Annotated in this window: 32 protein-coding genes and 1 tRNA gene; 11 read left to right on the forward strand and 22 right to left on the reverse strand. The window is 55.7% G+C overall.

The window, feature by feature from the left end:
- Positions 1 to 3: 3 nt before the first annotated feature.
- From K325_RS0106260 to K325_RS0106280, 5 genes are all read right to left on the reverse strand, one after another.
- Entirely contained in the window at positions 4 to 324 is a 321-nt protein-coding gene (locus K325_RS0106260; RefSeq protein ID WP_029653414.1) for a TusE/DsrC/DsvC family sulfur relay protein, read from the reverse strand.
- 9 nt (positions 325 to 333) lie between these two features.
- Positions 334 to 612 (reverse strand): sulfurtransferase complex subunit TusB, encoded by a 279-nt coding sequence (gene tusB / locus K325_RS0106265; RefSeq protein WP_029653415.1) that lies wholly within the window; start codon positions 610 to 612, stop codon positions 334 to 336.
- Positions 613 to 624: 12 nt separating this feature from the next.
- Positions 625 to 975, reverse strand: coding sequence for a DsrE family protein (locus K325_RS0106270; protein WP_029653416.1), 351 nt, complete (start codon positions 973 to 975; stop codon positions 625 to 627).
- A gap of 2 nt (positions 976 to 977) precedes the next feature.
- Complete coding sequence (gene tusD / locus K325_RS0106275; protein ID WP_029653417.1) at positions 978 to 1,388, reverse strand: sulfurtransferase complex subunit TusD; 411 nt, start codon at positions 1,386 to 1,388, stop codon at positions 978 to 980.
- A 97-nt stretch (positions 1,389 to 1,485) separates the two neighbouring features.
- Positions 1,486 to 2,208 carry a Bax inhibitor-1/YccA family protein gene (locus K325_RS0106280; protein ID WP_036193152.1) on the reverse strand — a complete coding sequence of 241 codons (723 nt, stop codon included), beginning with the start codon at positions 2,206 to 2,208 and terminating at the stop codon, positions 1,486 to 1,488.
- A gap of 255 nt (positions 2,209 to 2,463) precedes the next feature.
- Between K325_RS0106280 and K325_RS0106285 the strand changes: the two genes are divergently transcribed.
- Positions 2,464 to 2,554, forward strand: a tRNA-Ser gene (locus K325_RS0106285).
- Between the two features lie 79 nt (positions 2,555 to 2,633).
- Positions 2,634 to 2,894 carry a hypothetical protein gene (locus K325_RS18020; RefSeq protein WP_036193153.1) on the forward strand — a complete coding sequence of 87 codons (261 nt, stop codon included), beginning with the start codon at positions 2,634 to 2,636 and terminating at the stop codon, positions 2,892 to 2,894.
- 55 nt (positions 2,895 to 2,949) lie between these two features.
- On the opposite strand, the gene hemH is transcribed toward K325_RS18020, so the two are convergent.
- From hemH to K325_RS0106310, 4 genes are read right to left on the reverse strand one after another with little or no spacing between them, the layout of a single operon-like run.
- Entirely contained in the window at positions 2,950 to 4,062 is a 1,113-nt protein-coding gene (gene hemH / locus K325_RS0106295) for a ferrochelatase (RefSeq protein WP_029653419.1), read from the reverse strand.
- A gap of 23 nt (positions 4,063 to 4,085) precedes the next feature.
- Positions 4,086 to 4,514: a protein tyrosine phosphatase family protein gene (locus K325_RS0106300; protein ID WP_029653420.1), complete on the reverse strand. Its 429-nt coding sequence runs from the start codon at positions 4,512 to 4,514 to the stop codon at positions 4,086 to 4,088.
- The gene (locus tag K325_RS0106305) at positions 4,495 to 4,950 is read right to left on the reverse strand and encodes a YeeE/YedE family protein (RefSeq protein WP_029653421.1); all 456 of its coding nucleotides are present in this window, start codon (positions 4,948 to 4,950) and stop codon (positions 4,495 to 4,497) included. The genes K325_RS0106300 and K325_RS0106305 overlap by 20 nt, the downstream gene beginning before the upstream one ends.
- 3 nt (positions 4,951 to 4,953) lie before the next feature.
- Positions 4,954 to 5,391 (reverse strand): YeeE/YedE family protein, encoded by a 438-nt coding sequence (locus K325_RS0106310; protein ID WP_029653422.1) that lies wholly within the window; start codon positions 5,389 to 5,391, stop codon positions 4,954 to 4,956.
- 346 nt (positions 5,392 to 5,737) lie between these two features.
- On the opposite strand from K325_RS0106310, the gene K325_RS0106315 reads away from it, so the two are divergent.
- Positions 5,738 to 6,157, forward strand: a complete 420-nt coding sequence (locus K325_RS0106315) for a phasin family protein (protein WP_029653423.1) — start codon at positions 5,738 to 5,740, stop codon at positions 6,155 to 6,157.
- A 2-nt stretch (positions 6,158 to 6,159) separates the two neighbouring features.
- Here K325_RS0106315 and K325_RS0106320 read toward each other — a convergent pair whose 3' ends face one another.
- From K325_RS0106320 to K325_RS0106365, 10 genes are all read right to left on the reverse strand, one after another.
- Entirely contained in the window at positions 6,160 to 6,792 is a 633-nt protein-coding gene (locus tag K325_RS0106320) for a TetR/AcrR family transcriptional regulator (protein ID WP_029653424.1), read from the reverse strand.
- Positions 6,793 to 6,810: 18 nt separating this feature from the next.
- Positions 6,811 to 7,623 carry an exodeoxyribonuclease III gene (gene xthA / locus K325_RS0106325; RefSeq protein ID WP_029653425.1) on the reverse strand — a complete coding sequence of 271 codons (813 nt, stop codon included), beginning with the start codon at positions 7,621 to 7,623 and terminating at the stop codon, positions 6,811 to 6,813.
- Positions 7,624 to 7,701: 78 nt separating this feature from the next.
- Positions 7,702 to 8,436: a hypothetical protein gene (locus K325_RS0106330; protein ID WP_029653426.1), complete on the reverse strand. Its 735-nt coding sequence runs from the start codon at positions 8,434 to 8,436 to the stop codon at positions 7,702 to 7,704.
- Positions 8,433 to 8,954 carry a DUF2878 domain-containing protein gene (locus K325_RS0106335; protein WP_029653427.1) on the reverse strand — a complete coding sequence of 174 codons (522 nt, stop codon included), beginning with the start codon at positions 8,952 to 8,954 and terminating at the stop codon, positions 8,433 to 8,435. The genes K325_RS0106330 and K325_RS0106335 overlap by 4 nt, the downstream gene beginning before the upstream one ends.
- Positions 8,951 to 10,228, reverse strand: a complete 1,278-nt coding sequence (locus K325_RS0106340; protein WP_029653428.1) for an SAM-dependent methyltransferase — start codon at positions 10,226 to 10,228, stop codon at positions 8,951 to 8,953. Before K325_RS0106340 ends, K325_RS0106335 begins: the two co-directional genes overlap by 4 nt.
- Positions 10,216 to 11,112, reverse strand: a complete 897-nt coding sequence (locus tag K325_RS0106345; RefSeq protein ID WP_029653429.1) for a DUF1365 domain-containing protein — start codon at positions 11,110 to 11,112, stop codon at positions 10,216 to 10,218. Before K325_RS0106345 ends, K325_RS0106340 begins: the two co-directional genes overlap by 13 nt.
- Positions 11,113 to 11,114: 2 nt before the next feature.
- A complete protein-coding gene (locus tag K325_RS0106350) occupies positions 11,115 to 12,380 on the reverse strand; it encodes an NAD(P)/FAD-dependent oxidoreductase (RefSeq protein WP_029653430.1) in 1,266 nt (421 codons plus the stop codon).
- Positions 12,381 to 12,404: 24 nt separating this feature from the next.
- Positions 12,405 to 13,175: an SDR family NAD(P)-dependent oxidoreductase gene (locus K325_RS0106355; protein ID WP_029653431.1), complete on the reverse strand. Its 771-nt coding sequence runs from the start codon at positions 13,173 to 13,175 to the stop codon at positions 12,405 to 12,407.
- Positions 13,172 to 13,606, reverse strand: a complete 435-nt coding sequence (locus tag K325_RS0106360) for a nuclear transport factor 2 family protein (protein ID WP_029653432.1) — start codon at positions 13,604 to 13,606, stop codon at positions 13,172 to 13,174. The genes K325_RS0106355 and K325_RS0106360 overlap by 4 nt, the downstream gene beginning before the upstream one ends.
- Positions 13,603 to 14,559, reverse strand: coding sequence for an acyl-CoA desaturase (locus K325_RS0106365; RefSeq protein ID WP_029653433.1), 957 nt, complete (start codon positions 14,557 to 14,559; stop codon positions 13,603 to 13,605). Before K325_RS0106365 ends, K325_RS0106360 begins: the two co-directional genes overlap by 4 nt.
- Positions 14,560 to 14,567: 8 nt before the next feature.
- Between K325_RS0106365 and K325_RS0106370 the strand changes: the two genes are divergently transcribed.
- Complete coding sequence (locus K325_RS0106370) at positions 14,568 to 15,590, forward strand: NAD(P)/FAD-dependent oxidoreductase (RefSeq protein ID WP_029653434.1); 1,023 nt, start codon at positions 14,568 to 14,570, stop codon at positions 15,588 to 15,590.
- 7 nt (positions 15,591 to 15,597) lie between these two features.
- Here the strand turns inward: K325_RS0106370 and K325_RS0106375 are convergent, their stop codons facing one another.
- Positions 15,598 to 17,082: an HD domain-containing protein gene (locus tag K325_RS0106375; RefSeq protein WP_029653435.1), complete on the reverse strand. Its 1,485-nt coding sequence runs from the start codon at positions 17,080 to 17,082 to the stop codon at positions 15,598 to 15,600.
- 112 nt (positions 17,083 to 17,194) lie between these two features.
- On the opposite strand from K325_RS0106375, the gene K325_RS0106380 reads away from it, so the two are divergent.
- From K325_RS0106380 to K325_RS0106410, 7 genes are all read left to right on the forward strand, one after another.
- Positions 17,195 to 18,403: a PP2C family protein-serine/threonine phosphatase gene (locus K325_RS0106380; protein ID WP_029653436.1), complete on the forward strand. Its 1,209-nt coding sequence runs from the start codon at positions 17,195 to 17,197 to the stop codon at positions 18,401 to 18,403.
- Between the two features lie 14 nt (positions 18,404 to 18,417).
- Positions 18,418 to 18,909 (forward strand): STAS domain-containing protein, encoded by a 492-nt coding sequence (locus K325_RS0106385; RefSeq protein ID WP_029653437.1) that lies wholly within the window; start codon positions 18,418 to 18,420, stop codon positions 18,907 to 18,909.
- A 55-nt stretch (positions 18,910 to 18,964) separates the two neighbouring features.
- Positions 18,965 to 20,026: an NAD(P)H-dependent glycerol-3-phosphate dehydrogenase gene (locus K325_RS0106390; RefSeq protein ID WP_029653438.1), complete on the forward strand. Its 1,062-nt coding sequence runs from the start codon at positions 18,965 to 18,967 to the stop codon at positions 20,024 to 20,026.
- 28 nt (positions 20,027 to 20,054) lie between these two features.
- Positions 20,055 to 20,504, forward strand: coding sequence for a SixA phosphatase family protein (locus K325_RS0106395; protein WP_029653439.1), 450 nt, complete (start codon positions 20,055 to 20,057; stop codon positions 20,502 to 20,504).
- 41 nt (positions 20,505 to 20,545) lie between these two features.
- Positions 20,546 to 21,442: a radical SAM protein gene (locus K325_RS0106400; RefSeq protein WP_029653440.1), complete on the forward strand. Its 897-nt coding sequence runs from the start codon at positions 20,546 to 20,548 to the stop codon at positions 21,440 to 21,442.
- A gap of 16 nt (positions 21,443 to 21,458) precedes the next feature.
- On the forward strand, positions 21,459 to 22,016 hold the full coding sequence (locus K325_RS0106405) for a DUF1285 domain-containing protein (protein ID WP_029653441.1): 558 nt from the start codon (positions 21,459 to 21,461) through the stop codon (positions 22,014 to 22,016).
- Positions 22,017 to 22,217: 201 nt separating this feature from the next.
- Complete coding sequence (locus tag K325_RS0106410) at positions 22,218 to 22,679, forward strand: FKBP-type peptidyl-prolyl cis-trans isomerase (protein WP_029653442.1); 462 nt, start codon at positions 22,218 to 22,220, stop codon at positions 22,677 to 22,679.
- A 78-nt stretch (positions 22,680 to 22,757) separates the two neighbouring features.
- On the opposite strand, the gene K325_RS0106415 is transcribed toward K325_RS0106410, so the two are convergent.
- Positions 22,758 to 23,282: a hypothetical protein gene (locus tag K325_RS0106415; RefSeq protein WP_029653443.1), complete on the reverse strand. Its 525-nt coding sequence runs from the start codon at positions 23,280 to 23,282 to the stop codon at positions 22,758 to 22,760.
- Positions 23,283 to 23,487: 205 nt separating this feature from the next.
- Positions 23,488 to 25,140, reverse strand: coding sequence for an electron transfer flavoprotein-ubiquinone oxidoreductase (locus K325_RS0106420; RefSeq protein ID WP_029653444.1), 1,653 nt, complete (start codon positions 25,138 to 25,140; stop codon positions 23,488 to 23,490).
- Between the last annotated feature and the right edge of the window lie 75 nt (positions 25,141 to 25,215).

A 25,215-nucleotide genomic window follows, 5' to 3' on the forward strand; every position in this document is an offset into this window, starting at 1 on the left:
CCCTCAGAGGCAATTGGTGGGGCGGGGGAGCCCGGCAATCCGGCAGGCGGTTTTGGCCGGTGTTCCGGGAAACAGGGTCATAAGGTAGATGCTGTCGCCTTTCTCACTTCCCAGCGATTCCTTCACGGCTTTGACAAACAGCCGATTTGAGGGAGGTGACATCTCATGCTCTTTATAAAAATCCCTGAGAAACCATATGATTTCCCAGTGATTTTCGGTCATGTTGATTTTGTCTTCCTGAGCGATATCCTCCGCCACCTGGGCTGACCAGGTGGTCGCATCTTCCAGAAAACCTTCATTATTTCTTGCGGGCCGGTTCGTCATGCTTGTGGGTTACCAGTTAATGATTCTTGAATACGTGGCCGTTAGCTGCACAAAGTCGTTGTAGTCAATCAGCTGCTGTCTGGGGGCTCGGTTGGCGACCGCACGAGCTTGTGCATCGGCGCTCAGCGCATAACTGGTGCTTGGGAGGGCCTGCTCCTGGTCGGTCAGGGCAAGTACGGCATCCTCCATCAGAATCAGTGCATCACCCTCTTTGAAAGCGCTGAGGCAGTACCGGAACCGGGGATGGTCCGGTGCCTTGTTGGTGATGTGCAACGTGGTATCCGTCATTCAGAAAGGCTCCTATCCGGCAAAAACGACCTGGTTATATCCGGCGATGGTGTCCCGGATGGATTCAACAAGAGTTGTACCGGAAATAAGGTGTTCGATGGCCAGGTTGTAGCGGGCACATGAGCCGGCGTCGGCCAGAATGTCTTCCACGCCAAACATCGAAGCAGCAGACAGGTTCTTCTCGACCGATTTCTGGCCAAGGTTATCGGCATTCTGGCCCTGGCAAAGCCAGTGGACACCGGGGCCCACAAACAGAAGCGCCGCAGGCTGGTCGAAAGCGGCCAGCGAGAACGTCATGTCCAGAGCCTCTCGGCCAGCCCAGGAGCCATACGGTGACTGATCAATGATAATCAGGGTACTCATGGTCAGTTTGCCCCGTGAAAATAGAGAACCCGGTCAGACTTGAGATTTCCCTCGACCCACTCGCCAAGGCCTGCGATCTCAAAGGGCGATCTGAGGTTGCTGGACTCCAGTTCGTATCGAGCCTGCTCTTTCGGGTCAACAATGCCACGACGAAGTGCCGATGCGATGCAGGCGACCGCACTGATTTCATGTTCTGTCAGAAACGCGGACCAGAGGTGTGGCCAGTTATGCTCGTCTGAGGGTGGTGACGCCAGGGACGAAGCCAGGTGTACGCCTTCGCCGTAGAGAAACACCCGGTCTATTCGATGCCCTGCAGCAAGCACCGCGCGAGCCACGGACAGCGCACTTTGGGGTGCCTGGGTGGTCCACGGGGCACCGGTAATGACAAAGGTATAGCCAAGAGTGTCGGGCATGGATGTGAGTCGCAGCTAAACAATAGGTTGTCAGTGTACCGAAAGCAAAAACCCCGGCAAAGGCCGGGGTTTTCTCAATACGCCAGGTTCGCGATGATCAATCGTCGCCACTGAACGCTGACAGCAGGTGGAGCAGAGCCACAAACAGGTTGTAAATATTCAGGTACAGGCCTGTGGTCGCAATGATGTAGTTCTGTTCGCCACCATTCACGATACGGCTGGTGTCGTACAGGATAAAGCCTGACATCAGGAACACGATAGCGGCACTGATCGCCAGGCTGAACGCTGTGATCTCAACGCCGAACATGGCAGCGACGATAGAGCCCAGGGCAGCAACCAGCACAACAACCAGACCAGCCACAAGAATGCCTCTCATGAAACTGAAGTCTTTTTTGGTGGTCAGCACATAGCCTGACAACGCAAAGAAGACCAGTGCGGTCCCTCCCAGAGCCTGCATCACAATCTGGCCACCGTTAGCCAGTTGCAGGTAGTAGCTCAGCGTGGGCCCGAGGGACAGCCCCAGAAGGCCGGTAAACCCGAAGACGACACCGATACCGGCGCTGCTGTTGGCGGTGCGCGGCAGAACAAACCAAACCAGAGCCAGAGCGCCCAGGCTGCAGATGAGGCTGGCGCCGCGACCAAGCCCAACGGACATGGATACAGCTGCCATGACTGCACTGAAAAGCAGCGTCATGGCCAGCAGGGTGTAGGTGTTGCGCAAAACCTTGACCGCTTCCGGCCTGATGGCGTCGGTGGCGGAGCCACGAGCGATCATGCCACCGCTCTGGTTCTGCGAATAATTGTACTGTCTGTTCTCCATTGTCATCTCCGTTTAGTGCGACTGGATACTGTAGACCATGATAGTGTCGAAACCACAACTTTCAATCATTTACGACAGTAAATGAGGGGCTGGATTCCATTAAAATGCGGTAATCTTGTATAAGCTCTGATCAGAAGCTGCGGAATTTGCTTTGTTTTTATTTCAGGGCGTTGACAGAGAAGCCAAATCCGGTATGATTCCTCCCGCTGTCGACGAGGCAGCAAGTTGAAGAGTTTCCCGATTCTTCGACAAGACGGTGGGCTGGCAGAGTGGCTGAATGCAGCGGTCTTGAAAACCGCCGAAGGTTAATAGCCTTCCCGGGGTTCGAATCCCTGGCCCACCGCCATTTTTCTTCTTGCAATTCCTCATGCAATCCCCATATCTGATTAGTCAACTCCATCATCTCCATGCCGGGAGAATATTTCATGTCTGATCATATGGACCCCAATAAGCATTCTGAGCGATCAGATCGACGGTTTGCCGTTTCTTCAAATCGGGGGCAGGCCAGTCATCGGGTACGTTATGTGGAAACGGGTGGCGGTGCGGTAGACCCTGACGAATGCACCTTTTGCCAGGCGGTTCCGGATCTGGGCGACAGCATCGCGGATTCAGGAAAGGTGCGGGCCACCCAGGTGGTGTGTGCTCCGGAGTCAAGTGAGCGTGAAGGAGAGGCTTCAGAGCGTTGAAGCTAATCTCGTGCGCGCCCGGGCAGGGGGTGTCGGGGCGAGGTCGCCCCGTTACTCAGAAGTCTGTGCGTCCCGGATAGGTTGCCTGTTTTCTCTTCTCGGCCAGCGTTGCCTTTTCGTTGAGTGTTTCTGGCATGTTATCGGGTACCGCCCAGCCTTCAAGGTTATCCTCGATTAGCTTAACCAGTGCTTCAATGTGGCCGGGCGTGGCATTCAGGCAGGGGATGTAGCTAAATGCTTCGCCACCGGACTCCATGAAGTACTCGCGGTTTTCCTCATTGATCTCTTCGATCGTCTCCAGGCAATCCGATGAAAAGCCAGGGCAGAATACGTCAACCGACTTGATGCCTTTGGCTGGCAGCGCTTTCAGTGTCTCGTCGGTGTAGGGTTTCAGCCACTCCTCGCGCCCGAACCGGGATTGAAAGGTGGTCAGGTATTCCCCGTCAGCGAGGCCCAGTCGATCGGCAAGCAGCCGCGATGTTTTATGGCACTCGCAATGGTACGGGTCTCCCTTCAGCAGGTATTTCAGCGGCACGCCGTGGTAGGAGAGAATCAGTTTTTCCTTTCGGCCGTGCGTAGCCCAGTGGTCTTCAATATGGCGGGCCATGGCTTCAATATACGGCGGAAAGTCGTGGTAGTGCGAAATGAACCGCAGGTCAGGCAGCCAGCGCCGTTTGGTGAAATCCCGTGCGATGGCGTCGAACGTTGAGGCACTGGTGGAGGCGGAATATTGGGGGTATAACGGCAAGACAACAAGCTTTCGCACGCCTTGCTGTTGCATCTCTTCCAGGACCCGCCCAATGGACGGGTTGCCGTACCGCATGGCAAACCCCACCACCACATTAGTGCCAAAGCGCCGCTGGAGCGACTCCCGGATTTCTTCCGCCTGTTTTGCGGTATGGATCAGAAGGGGAGAGCCGTCCTTTTCCCACACGCCGGCATAGGCTTCGGCGCTTTTCCGGGGCCGGATACGCAGAATGACACCGTGGAGGATTAGCCACCACAAAGGTCTTGGTACTTCCACCACGCGGGGGTCCCAGAGAAACTCCGCCAGATACCGGCGTAAGGCAGATGGCGTTGGGGCGTCCGGAGTGCCGAGGTTAGTGATCAGTACACCCAGCCGGTCTGGCTCGTTATGACGGTAGCTGTCGATCCCGTTGTAAGGCATTGAAACGTTCCGCGAATGATGGGTTAGTGCTTGTTGGCCTGCTGAATCAGGCGGGGAATAAGCCCTGTGATGTCGTAGCCTGCCTGACGCGCCCGGGAAAGCACTTCCTCGGGCCCGTGGTCACGGGCACTGCTCAGTGCCCATAGTACCGTACAGCGGGTGCCGGAACGACAGAAGGCTAGTACGGGCTTTTCGGCGTCGCGGATCATGGGTGCAAACTGATCGACGTTCTGGTCTGTGATGTTTCCGGATTCCACGGGCAAGTATACCCACTGAAGACCATGCTCGGTGGCAGCGGCTTCAATGTCCGCCATGGCCGGTTGGCCGGGCTCTTCGCGATCGGGCCGATTGGCGACCAGGGTCCGGAACCCGAGCCGTGCGATTTCGGCTACGTCTTCAACCGCAATCTGCGGCGAAACCGAGAGGTTGTCATCAATTTTTCTGATATCCACGTAATTCTCCACCTGACGATCTTTTCCGTCGTTCGATCATTTCGAAGGCCATCATACCGGCGACCATCGATGCAACAAAGACCACAGCCTTGATTTCTCCGGCACCCAGTGCCAGCAGCGCGGGGCCAGGGCAGAATCCTGCAATGCCCCAGCCAAGTCCAAACAGCATGCTACCAACCACCAGTCGGGGCTCGATGTGTTTGTTGGTGGGCAGCCTCATCGTGAAGCCCAGAAATGACAGCGTTCGTTTACGGGCAACAGCAAAGGCGAACAGACCAACGAGGATGGCGCCCCCCATCACAAAGGCCAGGGACGGGTCCCATTGGCCCGCAATATCGAGAAATCCAAGAACTTTGGCTGGGTTGGCCAGGCCGGATACGATCAGCCCGGCGCCGAACAGCAAGCCTGCCAGAAGCGATAAGAGATTGTACTTCATGATTCAGGCTCCAATCACATGACGGATAACAAAAACGGTTACGAAGGCGGTGGCCATAAAGCTCAGGGTTGCAACCAGTGAGCGGACTGACAGCCGGGACAACCCGCAAACGCCATGTCCACTGGTGCAGCCGGAACCGTAGCGGGTTCCGATGCCGACCAGAAAGCCGGCAACAATCAACGCCGGATAGCCGGCTTCGACCTGGATTGGGGGGAGGTTGCCGACCAGCGTCCAGATAACAGGGGCGCCAATAAGGCCGGCCAGAAAAGCTACGCGCCAGAGAATGTCCTGGCGCGCCGGGGTCAGCAGGCCGCCGAGGATGCCGCTGATGCCAGCAATTCGACCGTTCAGAAGTAAAAAGCTTGCGGCGGCCAGCCCGATCAGCAGCCCGCCCGTCAGTGCGGTGCCAGGGGTGAACTGGCTCCAGGCGATGTCAATCATTTCCACACTCCTACATAACTTCAATTATGGAATAACGATATTCTACTAAGAAATAATACCAAAAAAAGCCCGGCAGGTAATGCCGGGCAGAGGCGTGCGAGTAGTATCCATGAAAGACTTCCAGACAAACCGACATCAACAGGGATGCCGGTATTGGAAAGTATTGACGATAATCTGAGCACTTCAAGTGAGAGGCACTTTCGTTTGAAAACATTTTTTCATATGACATCAGCGGTTATACTGCGGCCTTTAATGGTGCGGGTTTCAGCGGTACCACTGCAATCCCGGTTTGGCTGTAATACAATAGGAGCTGGCGGTTTTGCCGGGCTTTTTCAGTGAGGAATGCATGTCTGAACACGACGACAAGAACCCAGAGACTGATCCGCAGTTGGCGGGCAAGATAAAGGATTCTGCCCGGCAAATCTGGCTGGCGGGCCTGGGGGCGTATACCAAGGCAGAGGAAGACGCCGGCAAGTTCTTTGATCGTCTGGTGCAGGAAGGGGAACAGCTGGAGACAAAAACCCGCGGTGTGGTGGAAAAGCAGATTCGATCGGTTGAAGGCCGGGTCGGTGAGGTTCGGGACAAGGCCACCGGGACCTGGGATAAGCTCGAGCACATGTTTGACCAGCGTGTTTCGGGAGCCCTCAGGCGATTGGGAATTCACCGCCGGGAAGAGATAGAGGCCCTCGAACGTCGTATTGAGATTCTTGAGGGTGAGCTGTCCAAACTGCGTGACCAGGCCGAAGCCCGCGACGAGGAAGAATAAGTCTAGCGATAATAGATGTGGCTGGTCAGCCGGAGCTGATCCTGTTCGTCATCATCCAGGTAGGGAAGCAAAAGGTGCAGCATCTGGTAAACGCCCCTGCCAGGGTCCACCGCTTCCCGGTCCTCCAGGTGTGATAAGGTGTCGAAACTGCTCCAGTAGCACACCGTCAGAGTGAGTTGTTCGCACAGGGAGGCCAGTTCCTCCTCGGGAATAGACATGATGCCCTGCCGGCGAAAACTTTCACACAGTACCTTAAACGCCTCGCCTTTTTTCTTCAGTATTCTTCGAAACCTCACTTGAAGCCGGTCATAGCGGGAGAGCACGTTGACCAGATCCTGATACAGGAAGCGATAACGCGCTACGGCTTCAAACAGCAGGTGCAGGAAGAAGCTGAACTGATCCATGGGGACGTCCGCATCCTCTGGCACCGCCAGCAAATCCAGCATTTCAGCTTCATAAGCCTGAAACAGCTCCTCGACAATGTCGCCCTTGCTCTTGAAATGGTAATAAAGGTTGCCCGGACTGATCTCCATTTCGTCTGAGATCAGCAGGGTCGTCACGTTCGGCTCGCCCAGGCTGTTGAACAGCAGCAGGCTGGTGTTGAGTATCCGGTCCCTGGTTTTAATTTTTTTCATCGGTTGTGTCCCGATCGGTCAAAGCTCAAATTCAGCCCAGACCGGGCAATGATCGGAGGGGCGTTCCATGCCTCGGATCTCATAGGCGACCCCGGCAGCCCGGGCACTGGGAAGCAGGCTGTCACTGGCCATGATCAGGTCAATACGCAGTCCGCGCTTCGGGTCCCGGTCGAAACCTTTGCTGCGGTAGTCAAACCAGCTGAATGTGTTGCTCTCCTGCGGATGCAGGTGCCTGAACACATCGGTATACCCCCGTTGCTCAACCTGACCAAGCCATTCACGCTCTTCGGGGAGAAAGCTGCACTTACCGGAGCGTAACCAGCGTTTTGCGTTGTCGGGGCCAATCCCGATATCCTGGTCGGTAGGGGAAATATTCATGTCCCCCATGACAACAACGTGGCCCGGGGTTTTGGCAAGGTCATCAAGGTACTGCATCAGATCCGCATAGAACTTCTGCTTAGCGGGAAATTTGACCGGGTGGTCCCGGCTTTCACCCTGGGGGAAGTAGCCATTGATGACGGTCAGGCGCTCTCCGTTCACCGTAAAATGGCCCGTGATCAGCCTTCGCTGGGAGTCTGCGCCGTCGCTGGGGTAGCCTTTCACGACGCTTTCCGGCTCTTCCCGTGATAACAGGGCAACGCCGTAGTGGGTTTTCTGGCCATGAAAATGAACGTGGTAGCCAAGTGCCTGAATGGCTTCCACCGGAAATTCCTCGTCGGTAACCTTGGTTTCCTGCAGACCGATAACATCCGGATTGAGCTGCTGGATGACGGCTTCCAGCTGGTGCAGGCGGGTGCGGATACTGTTGACGTTGAACGACACGAACATCATGAGCGAAAAATCTCCGAAAAAATTTTCCGCGAGTTTAACACACCCCGGGGGCTCTGCCGTCTGGCGCCAACGACGGGATCAGGGTGTCAGTTCACAACCCGGTAAACGGACGACCTGGTAACGAATGTGGGCCACATGGTTGGCGTCTTCATCGCGGCGAACATTGGTAAGCCCGAAGTAGTCTGTCAGCGCCCCATCGGCCCGGTACCCGAGCAGGATAGGGTCAACCAACAATCTGAGCAACACGCTGGTCGGGCGGATCTGGATGGTAACATCTGCATCAATCTGGTCCGAGTTGGCAGGCTCCAGCACAAAACCATAATGGTCACCGCGGGTAGGGGCCAGAAACCGAAAAGTGATCGACTCCCCGGCGACGATGCGTTCCCAGTTGGCTCTGACAAAGTGGTCGAAACCAGAATCCACCACCAGTGCCGGGTCGGCCTCGACAGAAAACGCCTTCTCATGGCCGGATGGGGGTTGCCAGGCAATGCTCAGCGATTGTTCTTTGGGGTAGGTGATTTGCAGCCGCTCTCCGAACAAGGGTTGGTGGAATAGTACTTCCGGCCGGAACGGCGTATCCAGGTAAGTAAGCTGCTTGGTCGCGAAGGTGGCGTCGCCTTCCTGTTTGAAATAGTTCACGTTATGGTCACGAGGGGCGAACATGCCCTGGATACAGGCTCCATCAACACGATGATGCTCGCGGTATAGGGCGTTTCCTCTATCGAACGCGGTTCCGGCAAACTCGAATACGGCAGCGTGGGCTCGCAGAGCAATCAAGGCCAACAGGGGCAGAGCCCAGAGTTTGGGCTTCATGGTTCCAGCTCCGTGTACAGGGTTTTTCGGATAAACAGGAGCAGAGGAAACAGCAGCAGCCAGCCGATGGCCATGGCTACCAGAGACACAGTGAGATTCGGCAGGGCAACGATGCCGAGATGGCTGGCGGACCAATAGGCAAACGGGCCTGCAACGGGGGCTAAAAACCAAGGGTGCCAGCGTCGCTGCCCAACCCAGCCAAGTGAGTGGCACAGGGTGGTCATGAACAGGGCCCAGATGGCGATCAGCCAGGGTGGTGCAGCTATTACCTCGATGCTGGAATCCAGTGCCAGCACGCCTGCATGGAACCATAAAGTATCCATTAGGCCACCAAGCACCACACCAAAGCCAACAAACTGAAGTTCCGCAAACCGTTGCTTGCTGACCAGAGTAAAGTGCAGCATCAGAAGCGCCACCACCAGTCCTGCCGAGGCCAGTCCCGGATAAATTACGCAGGCCAGCCAGCCAACCTGAAAAAGCAGGAAGTTCAGTATGTTGCGAGCACTTCCTGAAGTCATTGTACGCTCAGGATGTTGGCGCGCTTGTTGGCCGGTTTGGCCATCAACAGGTGGGCAACGCCGATGGCTCGCTCGCTGAAACCTGCCTCACAGTAGGCGAAATAGAAGTGCCAGAGCCGTTGGAACAACGGATCATACCCAAGTTTCTCCAGCTCTGACTGGCAGCCCATGAAGCGACTGCACCAGTCTTTTAGCGTTCGGGCATAGTGGAACCCGAAGTCTTCAGAATGAGTCAGAACCAGATCAGAGCCACGGCTCATCGAGGCGAGAATGGCGCCAAACGAAGGGATAAAACTACCTGGAAAAATATAGCGCTGGATGAAGTCTACGTTTTTAAGGGCCCGTTCATACCGTTGCTCTGGCATGTTGATGGCCTGAATCAGAGCCAGCCCATCGGGCTTCAGCAGTTGGCTGATTCGGGACAGGTAACTGTCGAGAAACTGGGGGCCGACGGCCTCGATCATTTCTATCGAAACCAGCTTGTCGAACTTCCCGTTGAGATCACGGTAATCGTCGAACAACAGCGTGATTCGGTCCTCCAGGCCTTCAGCGCGTACCCGATCCCGGGCGAGTTCAAGTTGTTCATGGGAAATGGTGGTTGTGGTGACATGGCAGCCATAGTATTTGGCGGCATGAATTGCGAAGCCTCCCCATCCAGTGCCGATTTCGACTACCTGATCCTCCGGGCTTAAGTCCAGCTTGCGACAGATGGTGTCGAGTTTGTGGACGGCGGCTTCCTCAAGGGTAGCATCCTCACGTGGGTAGATAGCGGAGGAATACATCATGGTGGGATCAAGGAACAACCGGAACAGCTCATTACCAAGATCATAGTGGGCGCTGATGTTTTTACGGGAGCCTTCCGGAGTGTTTCGGTTCAGCCAGTGCAAAGCTTTCAGCGCAGGCTTGCTGACCCACGCAAACCGGTCCTCAAAGCGATTCATGGTATCAAGATTGCGAGTAAAGAACCGGAGCAGTGCGGTCAGATCCGGTGAGCTCCAGTCCCCCGCTACATAGGATTCGGCGGCGCCAATACTGCCACCGGTGACCAGATCCCGCCAGGTACTGTGGTTGTGAATCACCAGTTCTGCACTGGGGTAGCGCTCGTCGTCATCCCCGAAGGTCAGTGTTTCTGATCCGGCCTCCCGTATGATCATCCGACCGTGACCAAGTGCTGACAATTGCCGGCACACCAGCGTTTTGGCCACACGGCTGATCAACGGCAGTGGCTGGCGGCCAGAGCGCTGGTGTTCAACGGATGTGTTCAGGTTCTCCATGAGCTGACCCTTCCTGCCGAATCGTTCTCGTGTTTTCCGGATGGCCTTTCGGTGACGTCCAGCCCCGTATCCTCAACGCCGCGCCGGCAGGCGCGTTCGCTTGTTTCCAGTTTGTCTGGGTGTGTGTGAAACGGCGTGCCTTTGAGTTTCAGTTTCAGAGCGTTCCAGTAGATGCCGGCAACACCCTTGAGGGTTTCCAGAGGAAACCGACGCAGGCTTTCATGGAGGGTTTTACGATCAAGTCCCCTTCGTTGGACTACCAGCGTTGCATCAAAATGCTTGTGGCCTTCTTCTTCCACGTTCATGTGAATGCGCAGATCGGTACCCCGAAAGCTGAACAGCCAGCGGTAATGCTGGTTCATGCCGTTAAATGGGGAGACATGAAAGCGTTTGCTGAAGGCAAAACGTTCCGTGTGCCAGGCGTTGTCCGAAGCAGACCCTGGTTGTATGCATTCGAGGCAGTACACATGCCGTTGTTTCCAGGGGGTATTGGTGATCTGCACGATAATCGCTCTCGGGATGTCACCCGATTCAGGGTGGCAGCCCCGCTCATAGCAAAGATAAAAGCTCACGGGATTGAAGATGTGGCCCAGATACCGTGGGTGGGTGATCAGCTCAATCGGGCCATCCGGAGCCCATCCTGTGGCGCTTTTCACTCGATTGAAGACCGCCTGACGCAGGTTAGGGACCTCTGGGTCAAGATAGTCGCGACGATAGAGCGCCAGCCAGTTCAGGCGCTCCAGCGAAAAAAACGGGCTCGCGCTGGTAACGATTGACCATTCGTCGAGGTCGATGGCGAGGAGGCCGATGTTATATCGAAATTCGTGCCGAACCGGCTGCTTACGGCGGTGTCTGATTGTACCTTCGAGCCACTGACTGGGCATGGTCAGAGCTCCACCCCGAAGTCACGGGCGACTCTTACCGCGCTACGCACACCGTCTTCGTGAAAGCCATTGAACCAGTATGCTCCGCAAAAGTGCGTACGGTTTCGATTGCCAATGTCGTCATAGCGCTCTTGTGCGGCGACCGCTTCAAGGGTGAATACCGGATGATGGTACTCAAACCGCTTGATCACTGTTTGTGGATCAATATCCTTACTGCGGTTAAGAGTCACACAGAAGGTTTCCGGAGCATCGTCATAGTTCTGGAGAATGTTCATGTTGTAGGTCACGGACACTGGCTGGGTGCTGTGTTCCGGAATGGCGTAGTTCCAGGCTGCCCAGGCCAGGCGATTGGAGGGCAGCATCCTGGTGTCAGTGTGCAAGACCACATCATTCTTCTGGTAAGCAACGGCACCAAGAATCTCCTGTTCGTCGGTGGTGGCATCGTCCAGCATGGCCAGAGTCTGGTCGCTGTGGCAGCCGAATATTACTTGGTCGAACCGGTGTGTCTTGCCGTTTGACACAATCGTCACGCCGTCCGGATCACGTGCCACCGAGGTAACCGGGCTGTTCAGGTGGGTGCAATCGCCCAATCGCTCCATCATCCGGTGGACGTAGGTCGCAGAGCCGCCGGAAATAACCCGCCATGTTGGCCGGTCATCTACGGAAAGCATGCCATGGTTGTTAAAAAACTGGAGGAAGAACCGGATCGGGAATTGCTCAAGCACGATTTCCGGTGCAGACCAGATCGCCGCACCCATGGGTACAATATAGTAGTGACGGAAATACCGGCTGTAACCGTTCCGGTTCAGGTAACCTCCGAGCGTTTCTCCGTCCGGAATCGTGCCGGTCGCGAGATCGCTTCGGGTTTCCTTGTTGAAGCGCAGAATTTCCCGAATCATTTTCAGGAACCTCAGATTGAGGAGGTTTCGGCGCTGGGCAAACAACGTATTCAGGCTGGTTCCGTTGTATTGCAGGCCAGTGGCGTGACAGTCGACGCTGAAACTCATGTCGCTGACTTCAGACCGCACCCCGAGCCGATCCATTAACTTGATGAAGTAAGGGTACGTCCAGTCATTGAATACGATGAACCCCGTGTTTACCGGCCAGGAGCGGCCGCCCGCCTGAACCTGCTCAGTATTGGTATGGCCGCCGGCGTAGTCGTTCGCCTCGAAGAGTTGCACATCGTGCTTTTCGGCCAACAGCCAGGCGGCAGTTAACCCTGATACTCCCGCGCCAATCACGGCAATTCGCTGACGTTCCTGATTCATGCAAGGCATTCCTGTGGTTCGGCTTCAGTGGTTACTTTTCCGCGCCAGGTTGGCGGCCAATCGGTCGATCAAGCCCTGAGGCAGGGCGGCTAGCAGTTTCAGGGACCAGATGAAGCGGCTTGGAAACGCAATGTCTGTTCGGCCTTTCTCCAGTCCAATCCGGATTTTTCGGGCTGCTTCCTCCGCAGACAGTAAAAACGGCATCGGGAAATCGTTTCGGTCTGTGAGCGGTGTTTTCACAAATCCGGGTGACACCACCACAACGCGAATACCTTCTGTTGCCAGGTCGGCCCTTAACGAACGTGCAAAATAAGTCAGTGCGGCCTTGGAAGCGCCATAACCCTCGGCTCGCCCAAAGGGAAACCACCACGCAGACGAACTGACAATCACCAGTGTCGCAGGCTTGCCTTTGGCCCTGGTGGCTCTCAAGGCTGGCAGAGCGATATCCAGGCATCGGGCGGTACCGAGCACGTTGGTCGTCAGGTTGCGCTCGATCACCTGGCTGTCATAGTTCTCCACATCCAGGTATTCGCAGGTTCCCGCGTTCAGAATCACCGTATCAAGATCACCGAAGTGGCCGAGTTGCGGTGCAATGCTCTGAAGGTCGGTCGGATTGGTGGTGTCTGCCACCGCCGGGCACACCTGGTCTGGGAAGGTTGAAACCAGTTTTTCCAGTGGAGCTTTCCGGCGCCCGGATACAATCAACTTATGGCCCAGGCCGGCGAGTTCGTGCACCAGTGCTTCGCCAATACCAGACGACGCACCGGTAAGCCAGATATGGCTTGGCTGCCTCATCCGGCTCTCTCCTTCACCCAGCGAACCAGTCGCCCGACCACCGGAAGACGGTGGTAACGGACCTTGCCATCCCGTATTTCCAGATGACTGATCCCATTAACATAAAGGGGGCTGCCGCCACGAATGCGTTTGTGTTGCAATTCCATGACCCAGGGCAAGGCGCACCAGCCGTTTTGCTCAACTGGCTCATCAAAACGAAACTGGCAGCGGATGACATTGCCGTAGGCGGCCGCCATGTACTCGGTCAATTGATCAAGCCCCTTGATCTGGCCGAAAGGGTCCTGAAACTGTATATCCTCACCATAAACCTCCTGAAGTTTGTGCAGATTGCCCTTATCCAGTTGGTTGAATACGCAACGGAAGCGATCTAACACTTGTGGCAGATCGGCATTCGGAGCGCCAACATCAATTGCGGAGGCACAGGTGGTCATGAGTGATATCTCCTCTTCCGGTCGAGTTCCCGGGTTTCTTCCTGAATATGAGGGGGAATGGGGTTGAGGTCCCAGATAATACCAAGCCTGGCCAAAAGCCAGAGGCCATACCAGGTCATGTCGATTTCATACCATCGAAAACCCTGTCGTGCCGACTGGGGCCATCGATGGTGGTTGTTATGCCAGCCTTCGCCCAGGGTAATCAGTGCCAGCCAGGCGTTGTTTCTGCTGTCATCACTGGTCTCAAATCGTCGTTTGCCCCAGACGTGCGACAACGAATTGATCGAAACGGTCGCGTGGAACAGGGCCACCGTTGAGATGAAAAAGCCCCACGTCAGCAACTGAAGGCCATTCGTACCCAGCCCCGGTGCCCAGCTGGCAAGTGCCTCTCCCAGGCCGAAAATGATGACCGCCGCAGCGGCAGGCACCAGGGCGTCGAATCGATTGATGAACCTGAGTTCGGGGAACTTCAACCAGTCCCGGACGCGGCGCTCATCCATCGCGAAGCCTTCGTCGCAGGTAAACCAGCCAACATGGGACCACCAGAAGCCGCCCTGATGGGGCGAGTGGAGGTCTTGTTCCCGGTCAGAGTGCTGGTGATGGTGCCGGTGATGTGCAGCCCACCAGAGTGGGCCGCGCTGGGCTGCGCTTGCACCAAGAAGAGCAAACAAGAACTGCGCGGTTCGGCTTGTCTTAAAGGTTTTGTGTGAGAAATATCGGTGATAAAAACCGGTAATGGCGAACATTCGCACTACAAAAAAAGCAATGGCAAAACCCAAAGCGAACGCACTGGTGCCGGTAAAAAGGGCCATGAAACAGGCCAGATGAAGCATTATAAACGGCAGAACTCTTACCCAGTTGAAGTCGCGGGAAGCCGCATTGAGGTGATCCGAACCGGCTTCAGAATCGAACCATCTCAGAATGTTCGTTAACCAACTGTTTATTCGGGTCATAGACAACCATGTGTGAAGTGACATCAGACACCTCATCAATACGGAGCGTTGCGGTAATTGGTTCAGGGCTGGCAGGGCTGACTTCGGCAATTATGCTTGGCGATTCGGGCCATCGTGTCCGGGTCTTCGAGAAAAGTCGTGGGCCAGGCGGTCGTATGGCATCAAAGCGGGTCACGAATGGCTCAGCCGACATCGGTGCCCAGTACTTTACGTCCCGAAACCCGGGATTTACGCGCTTTCTGGACCGCTGGGCCGGAAAGGATTCCTATGGTATCTGGAACGCCCGGTTTGGGTTTCAGTCACCGGAGCGTGGTTGGCTGGCTTTTCCGGATGAGCATCGGTTTGTGGGTATGCCCCGAATGACCGCGATCACCCGTGCTTTGTCGGCTCACGTGGAGCTGGATGCCGGGGTCAGAATCGCACGTATGTCCCGCGATGGTTTGCAATGGCGGCTCACAGATTTCGACGGCAAAGAATACACTGGCTTTGATCAGGTGGTTATCACCGCGCCGCCAGCACAGGCCCAGGACTTGCTGGAGAGTAGTGGCCTGCATGAGTTTGCAGACCGCCTTGCGGCGCATAGCGGCAACATGCTGCCATGCTGGGCGGTGGCTGCCCATTTTGCCGAACCGGTTCAGGGAAGGTTCGACGCCATGCGCCCGGCTTCTGAAGCTCTCTTCTGGCTGGCCAATAATTCGTCAAAGCCCGGACGGGAGGGAGCAGGGCAGTGGTGGGTCTTGCACGCCACGCCGGAGTGGACTCAACATCGGCTGGATGACTCGCCGGACCTGGTCGCCAGGGCGCTGATGGCTGAGTTTGCGAAGTTGACCGGGCATCAGGGGCAGGCGACTGATTGGGTTGCCCATCGCTGGCTGTATGCCCGCTCGGATGCAGGGGACAACCCGGGGTGCCTGTATGATGTTTCTCTGGGCATTGGTGTTGCGGGCGACTGGCTCGCAGGCGGGCGGGTTGAAGGCGCGTGGGAAAGCGCCAACCAGCTGATTCGGGCCATGGCTCCGGATGGATGCTGAACCCGGTTTACTCTGTCAGGCCCGGTGGGGTATTTGACGCCACCTCAGGCCGACGGTAGAAATGGGTAATCGTACCGTCGCTGAATTTTGAGAAGAAGGCGCTCACGTCGGTAATCTTTTTCAGACTTCGCTCGCGGGTAATGGGTTTCTTCACCAGAACTTTGATCCCGTTAAAATTATCCTGAATGTTTGAGAATCTGGCTCGCATGGAGCAGGTAACCACGTTGTCTGGCGAAAGACCCAATTCCGCCGCCAGCCAGTGGCAATGGGCCAGTATTTCAGTTTTTTCCAGGTTTTCCCGGGTATCAATGTGGTTCAGTTTGACCCGGTTGACGATGCAGAAAGAATAACTGTCGGGCTGGCGGCGAGCGACTTTGCGGAAGGCTTCCCAGAAAAAGTTATCGGTCAGCTCGGCAAACCAGTTCATGTTGCTGAGGCAGGTATCTACCCAGTCAAAATTTTCCTGGTCCTCAAGAACCTCGTTAATCGCCTCCCGCAGGAGCCAGTCGAACCCAAGTGCGGTTTTGTGGGCATAGACTTTTCGGTACATCTGGTAACGGCTGTAAACAAAGTCTTCCAAAGCGCCCAGCCCCTTCTGGGTAATGGCAAGCCCCATCCAGGGCTCCGACACATCCCATCCAAACCGGAGGTTGCTCAACAGGTGGTCGAGATTGAAGCCTCCGATGGTCACGGAGCTGTGGAACCCGTCCCGCAGCATGTAATCGGCTCGATCCGCATCGATTTCGCCAGACACAATCGATGACAGAAGCCCCATCACCAGATGCGGGACGTCCTGCCCCGGAAGCTGGCCGGCGATGGCGTCTGGCCCGGCAATAAATTCCCAGAAGGTCTGGGCATGCCGACAGAAAACCGGGCTGGGGGTTACCTGAGTGGTCTCCATGATGCCAATGACGTCAACCGCCGCCAGACCGGCACTTTCAAGGTCCACCGAGGACAATACCTCATGGGCGACCCGTACCGAATAGTGCTCGTGTTCGAGTTCTTCAGGCTCCTCGTTGTGGTACACCGTATAGTCGACGCCGTCCCAAAGATCCCGGAAGCGTTCCGGGCGGGACATCAGGTTACGGATTTGCTTCGCCTGAGTAAACTGGTGGGAGAAGCTGGAATGGCCACTGTCATGCAACAGGCAACCGAGCCGGATGGTTTTGGCGAGGTAATCAATGGCGTCAAGCTGGCTCAGGCTGAGATCGGTTTGTTCGCTGAGCTGGCGCTCCCGCAGGTATGCATCGATCATGGAGCGAAACATCCGGGTGCCGACATGCATTACCCCGATGCTGTGCAGGAACCGTGAATGGGTAGCCCCGGGGAACACCAGGCTGAGAATGTCGTTCTGACAGATATTGCGCAACCGCTGGAATAAGGGATGGTCGATCACCTGAATCTCATGCCGGTAGAGGGGGATGCCTCCGTGCACAGGGTCCATGATCAGTTTGTCATAGGCTCCGAGCAGATCATTTACCGCACGTCTCATGGTTACAATCCTCCCAAAATAGTGATCGCGGCCTTGTTATATCACAGGGGCATGCCAGAATAGGCGATATAAAGCCTTTTTTCTTTACCGCTGGTAGCTTAGGGCAATTAATATGACTTCGCGCACCGAGCGCATTCTGATCATTGACGCCGACGAACAGGCACGTACCGACCTGTCCCGCTACCTTGAAGCGCGGGGGTTCTACGTGACCGGCGCAGCGGAAGTGCATGCCGCACGCGGGCTGTTTGACGATAACGTTCCGGATGTCATCTTTGCCGACCTTCCACCGGACGCGATCCGAACACTCTCCAGCCGCCTCGAAGAGACCGAGAGTTTTACTCCGATTGTGGCCTGTACCGCTACGGAGTCCAGCGCTGATGTGATTCAGGCCATGCGGGCCGGGGCGGCAGATGTCGTCCTGAAGCCCTGCAACGACGATCGTAATGCGCTTGATGACGTTATTGGCAAACTGTTTGACCGGGTTCGGGTTAACCGTCTGAACCAGCTTTATCGCCAGGAACTTGAAGAAGCCAACCGCGACCTGCGCAACGGGATTTCTGAATTGCGGGCAGACCAGAACGCGGGCCGCAAGGTGCAATTGCGGATGCTGCCGGATCATGATCTGGAGCTGGCGGGCCTTCATGTGGATTATCTGATCAAGCCGTCGCTGTATCTCAGTGGCGATTTTATGGATTATTTCCGCATCAGCGAAGACAAAGTTCTGGTATACATTGCCGATGTGTCGGGCCATGGCGCCAGTTCGGCCTTTGTCACGGTTTTATTGAAAAACCTGACCAACCGGTTGCAGCGTAACCTCAGGCGACAGTCCAGCGACGATATACTGCACCCGGAACGATTTCTTGAACGAATTAACTTGGAGTTGCTGGATACCGGTCTCGGTAAACACGTCACCGTGTTTGTTGGCATCATTTCAATCTCTGAGCGTACGTTAAGTTATGGTGTCGGGGCTCACTTCCCAATGCCCATTCTGTCGTTTGAGGGGGGGGAGACTCGGTTTCTGGAGGGCAGCGGGTTGCCCGTCGGGTTGTTTGAGGCGCCGGAGTGGGAGGTCTACCAGGTCAGTCTGGACCGACCTTTCAGGCTGCTTTTGTTCTCTGACGGCCTGTTGGAAGTGATTCCTGCCAAATCTCTGGACGAAAAGGAGAACAGACTACTTGAACTCGTTTCCGGAGGTAGTCACACTATCGCATCGCTGAGCGACGCTCTGGGGCTGGATAACATCTCAGAGCTGCCTGACGATATCGCGATAGTTTCGGTAACTGATACCATAAACGGGTCAGATAACACGTCGTCGACTTAGTGGCAGTGTGAAAAATGGCTGGTTATAAAATCCTGCAAGCTGAACAGCAGGGAATCTACGTCCTGAAGTTTATTGGGGAAATCCGGCTGAACCTGTGTTCGACGCTGGATAATCTGGTTGAATCCATAACACGGGATCCTGCGTTCAAGACCGTGGTTATCGACCTGACTGAAACGGAAATTATCGACAGTACGACATTAGGGCTTCTGGCTAAAATTGCGCTGGCGGCGCAGAAGCAGAGCAACTTTTTGCCGACATTGATTTCTACCAACCCCGATATCACCCGCATTATTACGTCTATGGGCTTCGACAAGATTTTTATCATTGTTCGCGAGCCAGCTTCCCGCATTGAAGAACTTGAAGAAATTCCCGTGCTCAAAGCCAGTGAACAGCAAGTTCGAGACAAGGTTCTCGATGCCCACAAGGTGTTGATGGGTATGAACCGCCGAAACCGGGAAGAGTTCAAGAATTTGGTGCGGGCACTGGAGTGTGAAGAAACTGGCTGACGTGCCAGCCCCGCTCCGGGCCGGTCGGTCCCGAAAGAAACAGAACGGAAAGCTTATGTCTGAGAAACCGGCGTCCCGCAATAACGGGTCGAACACCTACGATGTGGCTGTACTTGGCGGCGGCAGTTTTGGCACTGCAATGGCAAAAGTGCTGGGTGAGAATGGTCATGCGGTTCACTTCTGGATGCGAGATGAAGGTCAGGCAGAAGAAATTCGCAGCACTCGCATCAACCACCGTTATATGCCGGGAGTGACCCTGGAGGGTGACATACGGCCCACCACAGATCTGGCAGAAGCTGTAGGGAAGGCTGAAATTGTCCTTGTAGCCATTCCATCGAAAGCCTTTCGGGCGGTCATTCGTGAGCACAGTACTGAGTTCTTTGATGGTCAGATCGTGGTCAGCCTCACCAAAGGCATCGAAGAGCATGGTTTCAAACTGATGAGTGAAATCCTCATCGAAGAGCTTCCCAGGTGCCGCTCCGGTGTGCTGAGTGGCCCCAACCTGGCGGCAGAGATCGTAAACCGCGAGCTGACCGCCACAGTGATTGCTGCGAAAGACCCGGAAGTGCGGCGTACCGTTCAGGAGCTGCTGGGCTGCGAATACTTCCGAGTCTATGCCAATGTGGATGTCTATGGTGTCGAGCTTGCCGGCGCGCTTAAAAACATCTACGCCATTGTGGCTGGCCTGGCCTCCGCGCTGAACATGGGAGAGAACGCCCGGGCCATGCTGATTACCCGTGGTCTGGCGGAAATGAGCAGGTTTGCCGTCAGCCTGGGCGCTAACCCCATGACATTTATGGGGTTAGCCGGTGTCGGAGACCTGATTGCCACCTGTACGTCCAGTAAAAGCCGGAACTTCAGGGTAGGTTACGCGATTGGCAAAGGAAAAAAACTGGACGAAGCGGTTCAGGAGCTCGGCCAGGTTGCCGAGGGCATTTATACCCTGAAGCTGGTGCGTGAAAAATCGGAAGCGATTGGCATATACATGCCGCTGGTAAGAGGCCTGTACGAGATCCTTTACGAAGGCGCTTCCATCAATGCGGTAATCAGCAGCCTGATGATGGCCGTGCAGAATTCCGATGTAGAGTTCATTCTGCCACGCACCATTGCTCAGTGAGCCGGAGGGTATCCGGAAGGAGATATATGTGCATCTGATAGTTATGCGTCATGGCGAAGCAGGCTGGCACACGCTGGATCAGGAGCGCGAACTCACCGAAGCCGGTCGGCGGGGTGTGGCGGCCGTAGCAGCGCAGATTGCGGACTCTCCGTGGCGGCCGTCTTTGATCTGGTCCAGCCCTTACGTCCGGGCCCGTCAGACAGCGGCGATTGTGGCCGAGGTATTAAATTGCCCGGTTGAGGAAAAAGACTTCATCACCCCTGATGATGATCCTGGCCGCTGTCTCGACGAACTGCTGAGTAACACGCTCTCGCCACTGATGCTGGTCTCCCATATGCCGTTTGTGGGTGCTCTTTCCACCCTGATGGTGGATGGCCATCGCCTGGGCATTCCGTTTATGACCTCTCAGGCAGTGCTGCTGGATATGCCTGTTGTGGGGCCGGGCTGCGCCGACTTGAAAGCACAGTTTTTGCCCTGATGTAATTCCCTTGCCAGTCACTTTTGATGCCGACCGATGTTATGCACAGTTTTCCGATTGATTACATAGAGCCGGTCTTCCGGCCGCCGAGTGAAGCAAAGTCTCTGATTCTTCCGGTGACCAACGGTTGCTCCTGGAATCAGTGCACGTTTTGCGAAATGTACACTCAACCCCAGAAGAAGTTCCGCGCCCGGAAACCGGACGATATCCGCGCCGATATCAAAAACGCTGCTGAAGCCTTCGGTAACGTCCGCCGGGTGTTTCTGGCCGATGGTGATGCGATGGTGCTACCCACCAGGCGATTGCTTGAAATCATCGGAGATCTGAAACAGGCTTTTCCCGGGTTGAACCGGGTTTCCAGCTACTGCCTGCCGCGGAATCTCGCAAAGAAAACCGTGGAAGAGCTTGTCCAGCTTCGAGAAGCCGGGTTGAAAATCCTCTACGTGGGCATGGAGTCGGGTGACGACGAAGTGTTGCGTCGGGTGAATAAGGGCGAGACCTGGGAGTCCACCCGTTCGGCGCTGGTGAAGATCCGGGAGGCGGGTCTGGTGAGCTCCGTTATGGTGCTTAATGGCCTGGGAGGCGAGCATTTGTCCCGGCAGCATGCGATCAACACAGCGTCACTGTGTAACGAAACCCAGCCCGACTACCTGTCAACGCTGGTTGTCAGCTTTCCTCAGGGCGAAGCGCGTTTCAGAGAAGGATTTGGTGATGACTTTGTCCCTCTGACCCAGCAGGGACTGTTTGAGGAGATACGCCTGTTTCTGGAGCACCTGGAGTTGGAGAAAACCATTTTTCGCAGTGACCATGCGTCTAACTACCTGGTTCTGAAAGGAACACTGGGCAAAGACAAGGAACGATTGCTCCAGCAGGTCAATATGGCGATTACCCAGCCCGGTGCCGTGCCGCTGCGTGAAGAGTGGATGCGCGGGCTTTGAAGCTCCGGAGGTAGATATGAGCCGTACTCCCGACGATCTTGCCGGTTCGCTGGCTGCCAGCCAGAAAGAGCTGCCACCACTTGATGATTGGCATCCGGAGCTTTCCGGTGACATGGACCTTGTGATCACCCGCGATGGTCGCTGGCTTTTTAAAGGCGAGCCGATTGCCCGGGAAGCCACCGTCAGGCTGTTTTCAACCATTCTCCGGCGCGAGGAAGACCGTCACTATTATCTGGTAACGCCGGTTGAGAAATGGCGGATTCAGGTAGACGACACGCCCCTGCTGGCCCATGGCCTGGAAGTCTGCGGCAGCGAAACTCCGGTCATTACACTGAATACCAATATGGGTGAGAGGCTTGAAGTTGGTGAAGCCCACCCGCTACAGGTCGGTGTTTATCAGGACACTGGTGAGCCAAGGCCCGTTGTTCTGGTTCGCCACGGAGTCGAAGCCCGTTTGACGACCTCGGCTTTTTACGATCTGGCTGCTCTGGCTGAAGAGCGTAGCGCCAATGGCAAACCGGTATTTGGTGTAATGAGTCACGGAAAATTCTGGGAAATCGGGCAGGGCGGTTGAAAAGCCTCGGGGTACCCCAATGAATGAGGTAGAAAACGCAGTCTGTCACTTGTTAAACTGTATTTTCTGACTTGTTATCGAGCCTGGCTCTCTAACGAGGCCCGGTGGTCGTTAGTCCCTCTGTGCAGTCTGGCTGTTCATGATCACTTTCGATTGCCTACAATCCAAATACACAGTCATTGCGACACGCAAGGAGATCACATGGCCCAACCTCGTGTTGTCACCATCCACTACACGCTCACTAACGACCAGGGAGAGCAGCTCGATTCCTCCCGCGAAGAAGGCCGTGAGCCGCTGTCTTACCTGGAAGGTGCACAGAACATCATCGGCGGACTGGAAAGTGCGCTGACCGAGAAGAGCGCTGGCGATCAGTTGAAAGTTTCCGTAGAGCCGGCTGAAGGCTACGGTGAAGTGAACGAAGAGCTCATTCAGCCGGTTCCTCGCTCTGCGTTTGAAGGCGTAGACACCATTGAACCGGGTATGCAGTTCCAGGCCCAGACTCCGGGCGGCCCTCAGGTGGTCCGTGTGGTTGAAGTGGCTGACGAGACTGTTACCATTGATGCCAACCACCCGCTGGCTGGCCAGACTCTGCACTTCGACGTTGAAGTGGTAGAGGCGCGTGATGCAACCGACGAAGAGCAAGAGCACGGCCACGTGCACTAAGCTGTCGATTCGGTAGACAAAAAAGCGGCCTGGGGCCGCTTTTTTGCGTTACGACGACTCAACTCACACCGGTCCCCGCTAATCCCTTTCGCCAACCGGAATCATAATGTGGGCATAAGGAGTATCCTTCCACATTGCATAGGGGCCGCCCGCGTGAGGATCATCGGTGATCCCTTCCAGCATCGCTCTGGGCACGATGAGCATGAGGTGAGGGCCTTCTTTGATATAGTCATCGGCGTTCATATGATCTGCATGATAGGGGTCTGAATTGCTGACCCCGCCATCCCCTTTGAGCATATAAGAAATCCCTATTTTCGTTGCCTCATACGGCGCCTTGCTGCCCATCGCCTGCAGCATGGTCATCCATGTGGAATCATTGCAGATCGGGGAGTTGTCTCCCGGCAAGGTCTCTGGCATGCAGACCCAGCCATTCGTCCCTTCTGCAAGAACCTTTCCCTGATACATAACGGTTGCCTGAGCGCTTACCATCGATGGTGCTGCAGAGCGGGCCTGATCGATCAAAGCCTGATGGTTATCAGCCATCACCAGCGAGGTAGAAAGCGACAGGGCGCAGGTGAGAAAAAGTTTGGAAGAAATGCTCATAACCCCTCCCTTCACTTCTCTTGGGTACTGAAAAAGGAGGTTGGATACAGCAATAACCAACCGGTCTTGCACAAGAGTAAGTATAGTTCTGCTGCTGTTTTTCAGTCAGGTATCTGTTAGACAGAAAAGGGGCTTTCGCTGAATACATATTCGCGGACAGAACAAAAAAAGCCCCTCAAGAGAGGGGCTTTCAATCGGCAGATTGTTACATGTTCGGGTAGTTCGGGCCACCGCCGCCTTCCGGCGTTACCCAGGTGATGTTCTGTGCAGGGTCCTTGATGTCGCAGGTCTTGCAGTGAACACAGTTCTGGGCGTTGATCTGGAACTTCTTGCCGCTGCCGTCGTCCTTCTCAACCACCTCGTACACGCCTGCAGGGCAGTAGCGCTGGGCCGGCTCGTCGTATTTTGGCAGGTTGTCCTTGAGCGGAATATCCGGGTCCGTCAGCTTCAGGTGAACCGGCTGGTCTTCCTCATGGTTGGTGTTAGAGATGAACACCGAGGACAGGCGGTCAAAGGTCAGCTTGTTATCCGGCTTCGGATAATTGATCTTTTTGCACTCAGACGCCGGCTTCAGTGTTGCGTGGTCTGGCGTGGTATCGTGGAAGGTCATCGGCAGGCTGCCGCGCAGGATGTTCTGCTCGAAGAACGCGATGGCGCCGCCCACAATGTTGCCAAACTTGTGCATAGCCGGGCCGAAGTTGCGCTCGGCGTAGAGTTCCTTGTACAGCCAGCTGTCTTCGAAGCGCTGCTGGAAGCTGGTGATTTCCTCACCGGCTTTGCCTTCTTTCAGGGCTTCAAACACGGCCTCGGCACCCAACAGGCCAGATTTCATGGCGGTGTGGGAGCCTTTGATCTTGGAGCTGTTCAGGGTTCCGGCATCACAGCCCAGCAGCAAACCACCCGGGAAGCTCATCTTCGGCAGGGCATTGTAGCCACCTTTCGCAATGGCGCGGGCGCCGTAGGCAACACGCTTGCCGCCCTCCAGGTATTTCTTGACCTCAGGGTGATGTTTGAGGCGCTGGAATTCCTCGAACGGGCTCAGGTGCGGGTTGCTGTAAGAAAGGTCGGTGATCAGACCAACATACACCTGGCCATTTTCAAGGTGATACAGGAACGAACCGCCGGTGGAGCCGGACTCGTTCAGTGGCCAGCCAGTGGTATGAACAACAAGGCCGGGCTCATGTTTGGCCGGGTCGATATCCCAAAGTTCTTTGATACCGATACCGTAGTGCTGGGGGTCTTTGCCTTCGTCCAGTTTGAAATCGTTGATCAGACGCTTGCCCAGGTGGCCGCGACAGCCTTCGGTAAACAGAGTGTACTTGGCGCGCAGCTCCATGCCGGGCATGTAGCCGTCTTTTTCGGAGCCGTCACGGGCCACGCCCATGTCTCCGGTGATGATGCCCTTAACCTGGCCATCCTCAATAATGGTCTCGGACGCTGCAAAGCCCGGATAGACCTCGACACCCAGTTGCTCGGCCTGCTCAGCCAGCCAGCGGCAGAGGTTGCCCAGGCTGATGATGTAGTTGCCGTGGTTATGCATATTCTTGGGCACGAAGGCGTTGGGCACCTTGGTGGCTTTTTCCTGGTTCTTGAGCAGGAAAATATCGTCCCGGGTAACCGGGGTGTTCAGCGGGGCACCTTTCTCTTTCCAGTCCGGGAAGAGTTCGTTAAGGGCTGTGGGCTCGAATACGGTACCGGCGAGGATGTGCGCACCGATCTCGGAACCTTTTTCAACTACACAAACGGTCAGTTCTTCGCCGGCTTCCTGCGCCAGTTGCATGACGCGGCAGGCTGCCGACAGGCCCGCAGGGCCGCCGCCGACGATCAGAACATCAAATTCCATCGATTCGCGTTCCACGTTGGTCTCCTCAAACAGCTTTTAATGGATATTGTTTGCCCGCAGGCCCTCATCAGGGGCGCCATCATACCGGTA

Origin of the sequence: Marinobacter daepoensis DSM 16072 (assembly GCF_000421165.1) — a bacterium.
GTDB classification, from domain to species: Bacteria; Pseudomonadota; Gammaproteobacteria; order Pseudomonadales; family Oleiphilaceae; genus Marinobacter; species Marinobacter daepoensis.

Coding starts and splice junctions, on each gene's coding strand:
- K325_RS0106260 (WP_029653414.1), bottom strand. CDS start 324: ATGACGAACCGGCCCGCAAGAAATAATGAAGGTTTTCTGGAAGATGCG.
- tusB (WP_029653415.1), bottom strand. CDS start 612: ATGACGGATACCACGTTGCACATCACCAACAAGGCACCGGACCATCCC.
- K325_RS0106270 (WP_029653416.1), bottom strand. CDS start 975: ATGAGTACCCTGATTATCATTGATCAGTCACCGTATGGCTCCTGGGCT.
- tusD (WP_029653417.1), bottom strand. CDS start 1,388: ATGCCCGACACTCTTGGCTATACCTTTGTCATTACCGGTGCCCCGTGG.
- K325_RS0106280 (WP_036193152.1), bottom strand. CDS start 2,208: ATGGAGAACAGACAGTACAATTATTCGCAGAACCAGAGCGGTGGCATG.
- K325_RS18020 (WP_036193153.1), top strand. CDS start 2,634: ATGTCTGATCATATGGACCCCAATAAGCATTCTGAGCGATCAGATCGA.
- hemH (WP_029653419.1), bottom strand. CDS start 4,062: ATGCCTTACAACGGGATCGACAGCTACCGTCATAACGAGCCAGACCGG.
- K325_RS0106305 (WP_029653421.1), bottom strand. CDS start 4,950: ATGAAGTACAATCTCTTATCGCTTCTGGCAGGCTTGCTGTTCGGCGCC.
- K325_RS0106310 (WP_029653422.1), bottom strand. CDS start 5,391: ATGATTGACATCGCCTGGAGCCAGTTCACCCCTGGCACCGCACTGACG.
- K325_RS0106315 (WP_029653423.1), top strand. CDS start 5,738: ATGTCTGAACACGACGACAAGAACCCAGAGACTGATCCGCAGTTGGCG.
- K325_RS0106320 (WP_029653424.1), bottom strand. CDS start 6,792: ATGAAAAAAATTAAAACCAGGGACCGGATACTCAACACCAGCCTGCTG.
- xthA (WP_029653425.1), bottom strand. CDS start 7,623: ATGATGTTCGTGTCGTTCAACGTCAACAGTATCCGCACCCGCCTGCAC.
- K325_RS0106330 (WP_029653426.1), bottom strand. CDS start 8,436: ATGAAGCCCAAACTCTGGGCTCTGCCCCTGTTGGCCTTGATTGCTCTG.
- K325_RS0106335 (WP_029653427.1), bottom strand. CDS start 8,954: ATGACTTCAGGAAGTGCTCGCAACATACTGAACTTCCTGCTTTTTCAG.
- K325_RS0106340 (WP_029653428.1), bottom strand. CDS start 10,228: ATGGAGAACCTGAACACATCCGTTGAACACCAGCGCTCTGGCCGCCAG.
- K325_RS0106345 (WP_029653429.1), bottom strand. CDS start 11,112: ATGCCCAGTCAGTGGCTCGAAGGTACAATCAGACACCGCCGTAAGCAG.
- K325_RS0106350 (WP_029653430.1), bottom strand. CDS start 12,380: ATGAATCAGGAACGTCAGCGAATTGCCGTGATTGGCGCGGGAGTATCA.
- K325_RS0106355 (WP_029653431.1), bottom strand. CDS start 13,175: ATGAGGCAGCCAAGCCATATCTGGCTTACCGGTGCGTCGTCTGGTATT.
- K325_RS0106360 (WP_029653432.1), bottom strand. CDS start 13,606: ATGACCACCTGTGCCTCCGCAATTGATGTTGGCGCTCCGAATGCCGAT.
- K325_RS0106365 (WP_029653433.1), bottom strand. CDS start 14,559: ATGACCCGAATAAACAGTTGGTTAACGAACATTCTGAGATGGTTCGAT.
- K325_RS0106370 (WP_029653434.1), top strand. CDS start 14,568: ATGTGTGAAGTGACATCAGACACCTCATCAATACGGAGCGTTGCGGTA.
- K325_RS0106375 (WP_029653435.1), bottom strand. CDS start 17,082: ATGAGACGTGCGGTAAATGATCTGCTCGGAGCCTATGACAAACTGATC.
- K325_RS0106380 (WP_029653436.1), top strand. CDS start 17,195: ATGACTTCGCGCACCGAGCGCATTCTGATCATTGACGCCGACGAACAG.
- K325_RS0106385 (WP_029653437.1), top strand. CDS start 18,418: ATGGCTGGTTATAAAATCCTGCAAGCTGAACAGCAGGGAATCTACGTC.
- K325_RS0106390 (WP_029653438.1), top strand. CDS start 18,965: ATGTCTGAGAAACCGGCGTCCCGCAATAACGGGTCGAACACCTACGAT.
- K325_RS0106400 (WP_029653440.1), top strand. CDS start 20,546: ATGCACAGTTTTCCGATTGATTACATAGAGCCGGTCTTCCGGCCGCCG.
- K325_RS0106405 (WP_029653441.1), top strand. CDS start 21,459: ATGAGCCGTACTCCCGACGATCTTGCCGGTTCGCTGGCTGCCAGCCAG.
- K325_RS0106410 (WP_029653442.1), top strand. CDS start 22,218: ATGGCCCAACCTCGTGTTGTCACCATCCACTACACGCTCACTAACGAC.
- K325_RS0106415 (WP_029653443.1), bottom strand. CDS start 23,282: ATGAGCATTTCTTCCAAACTTTTTCTCACCTGCGCCCTGTCGCTTTCT.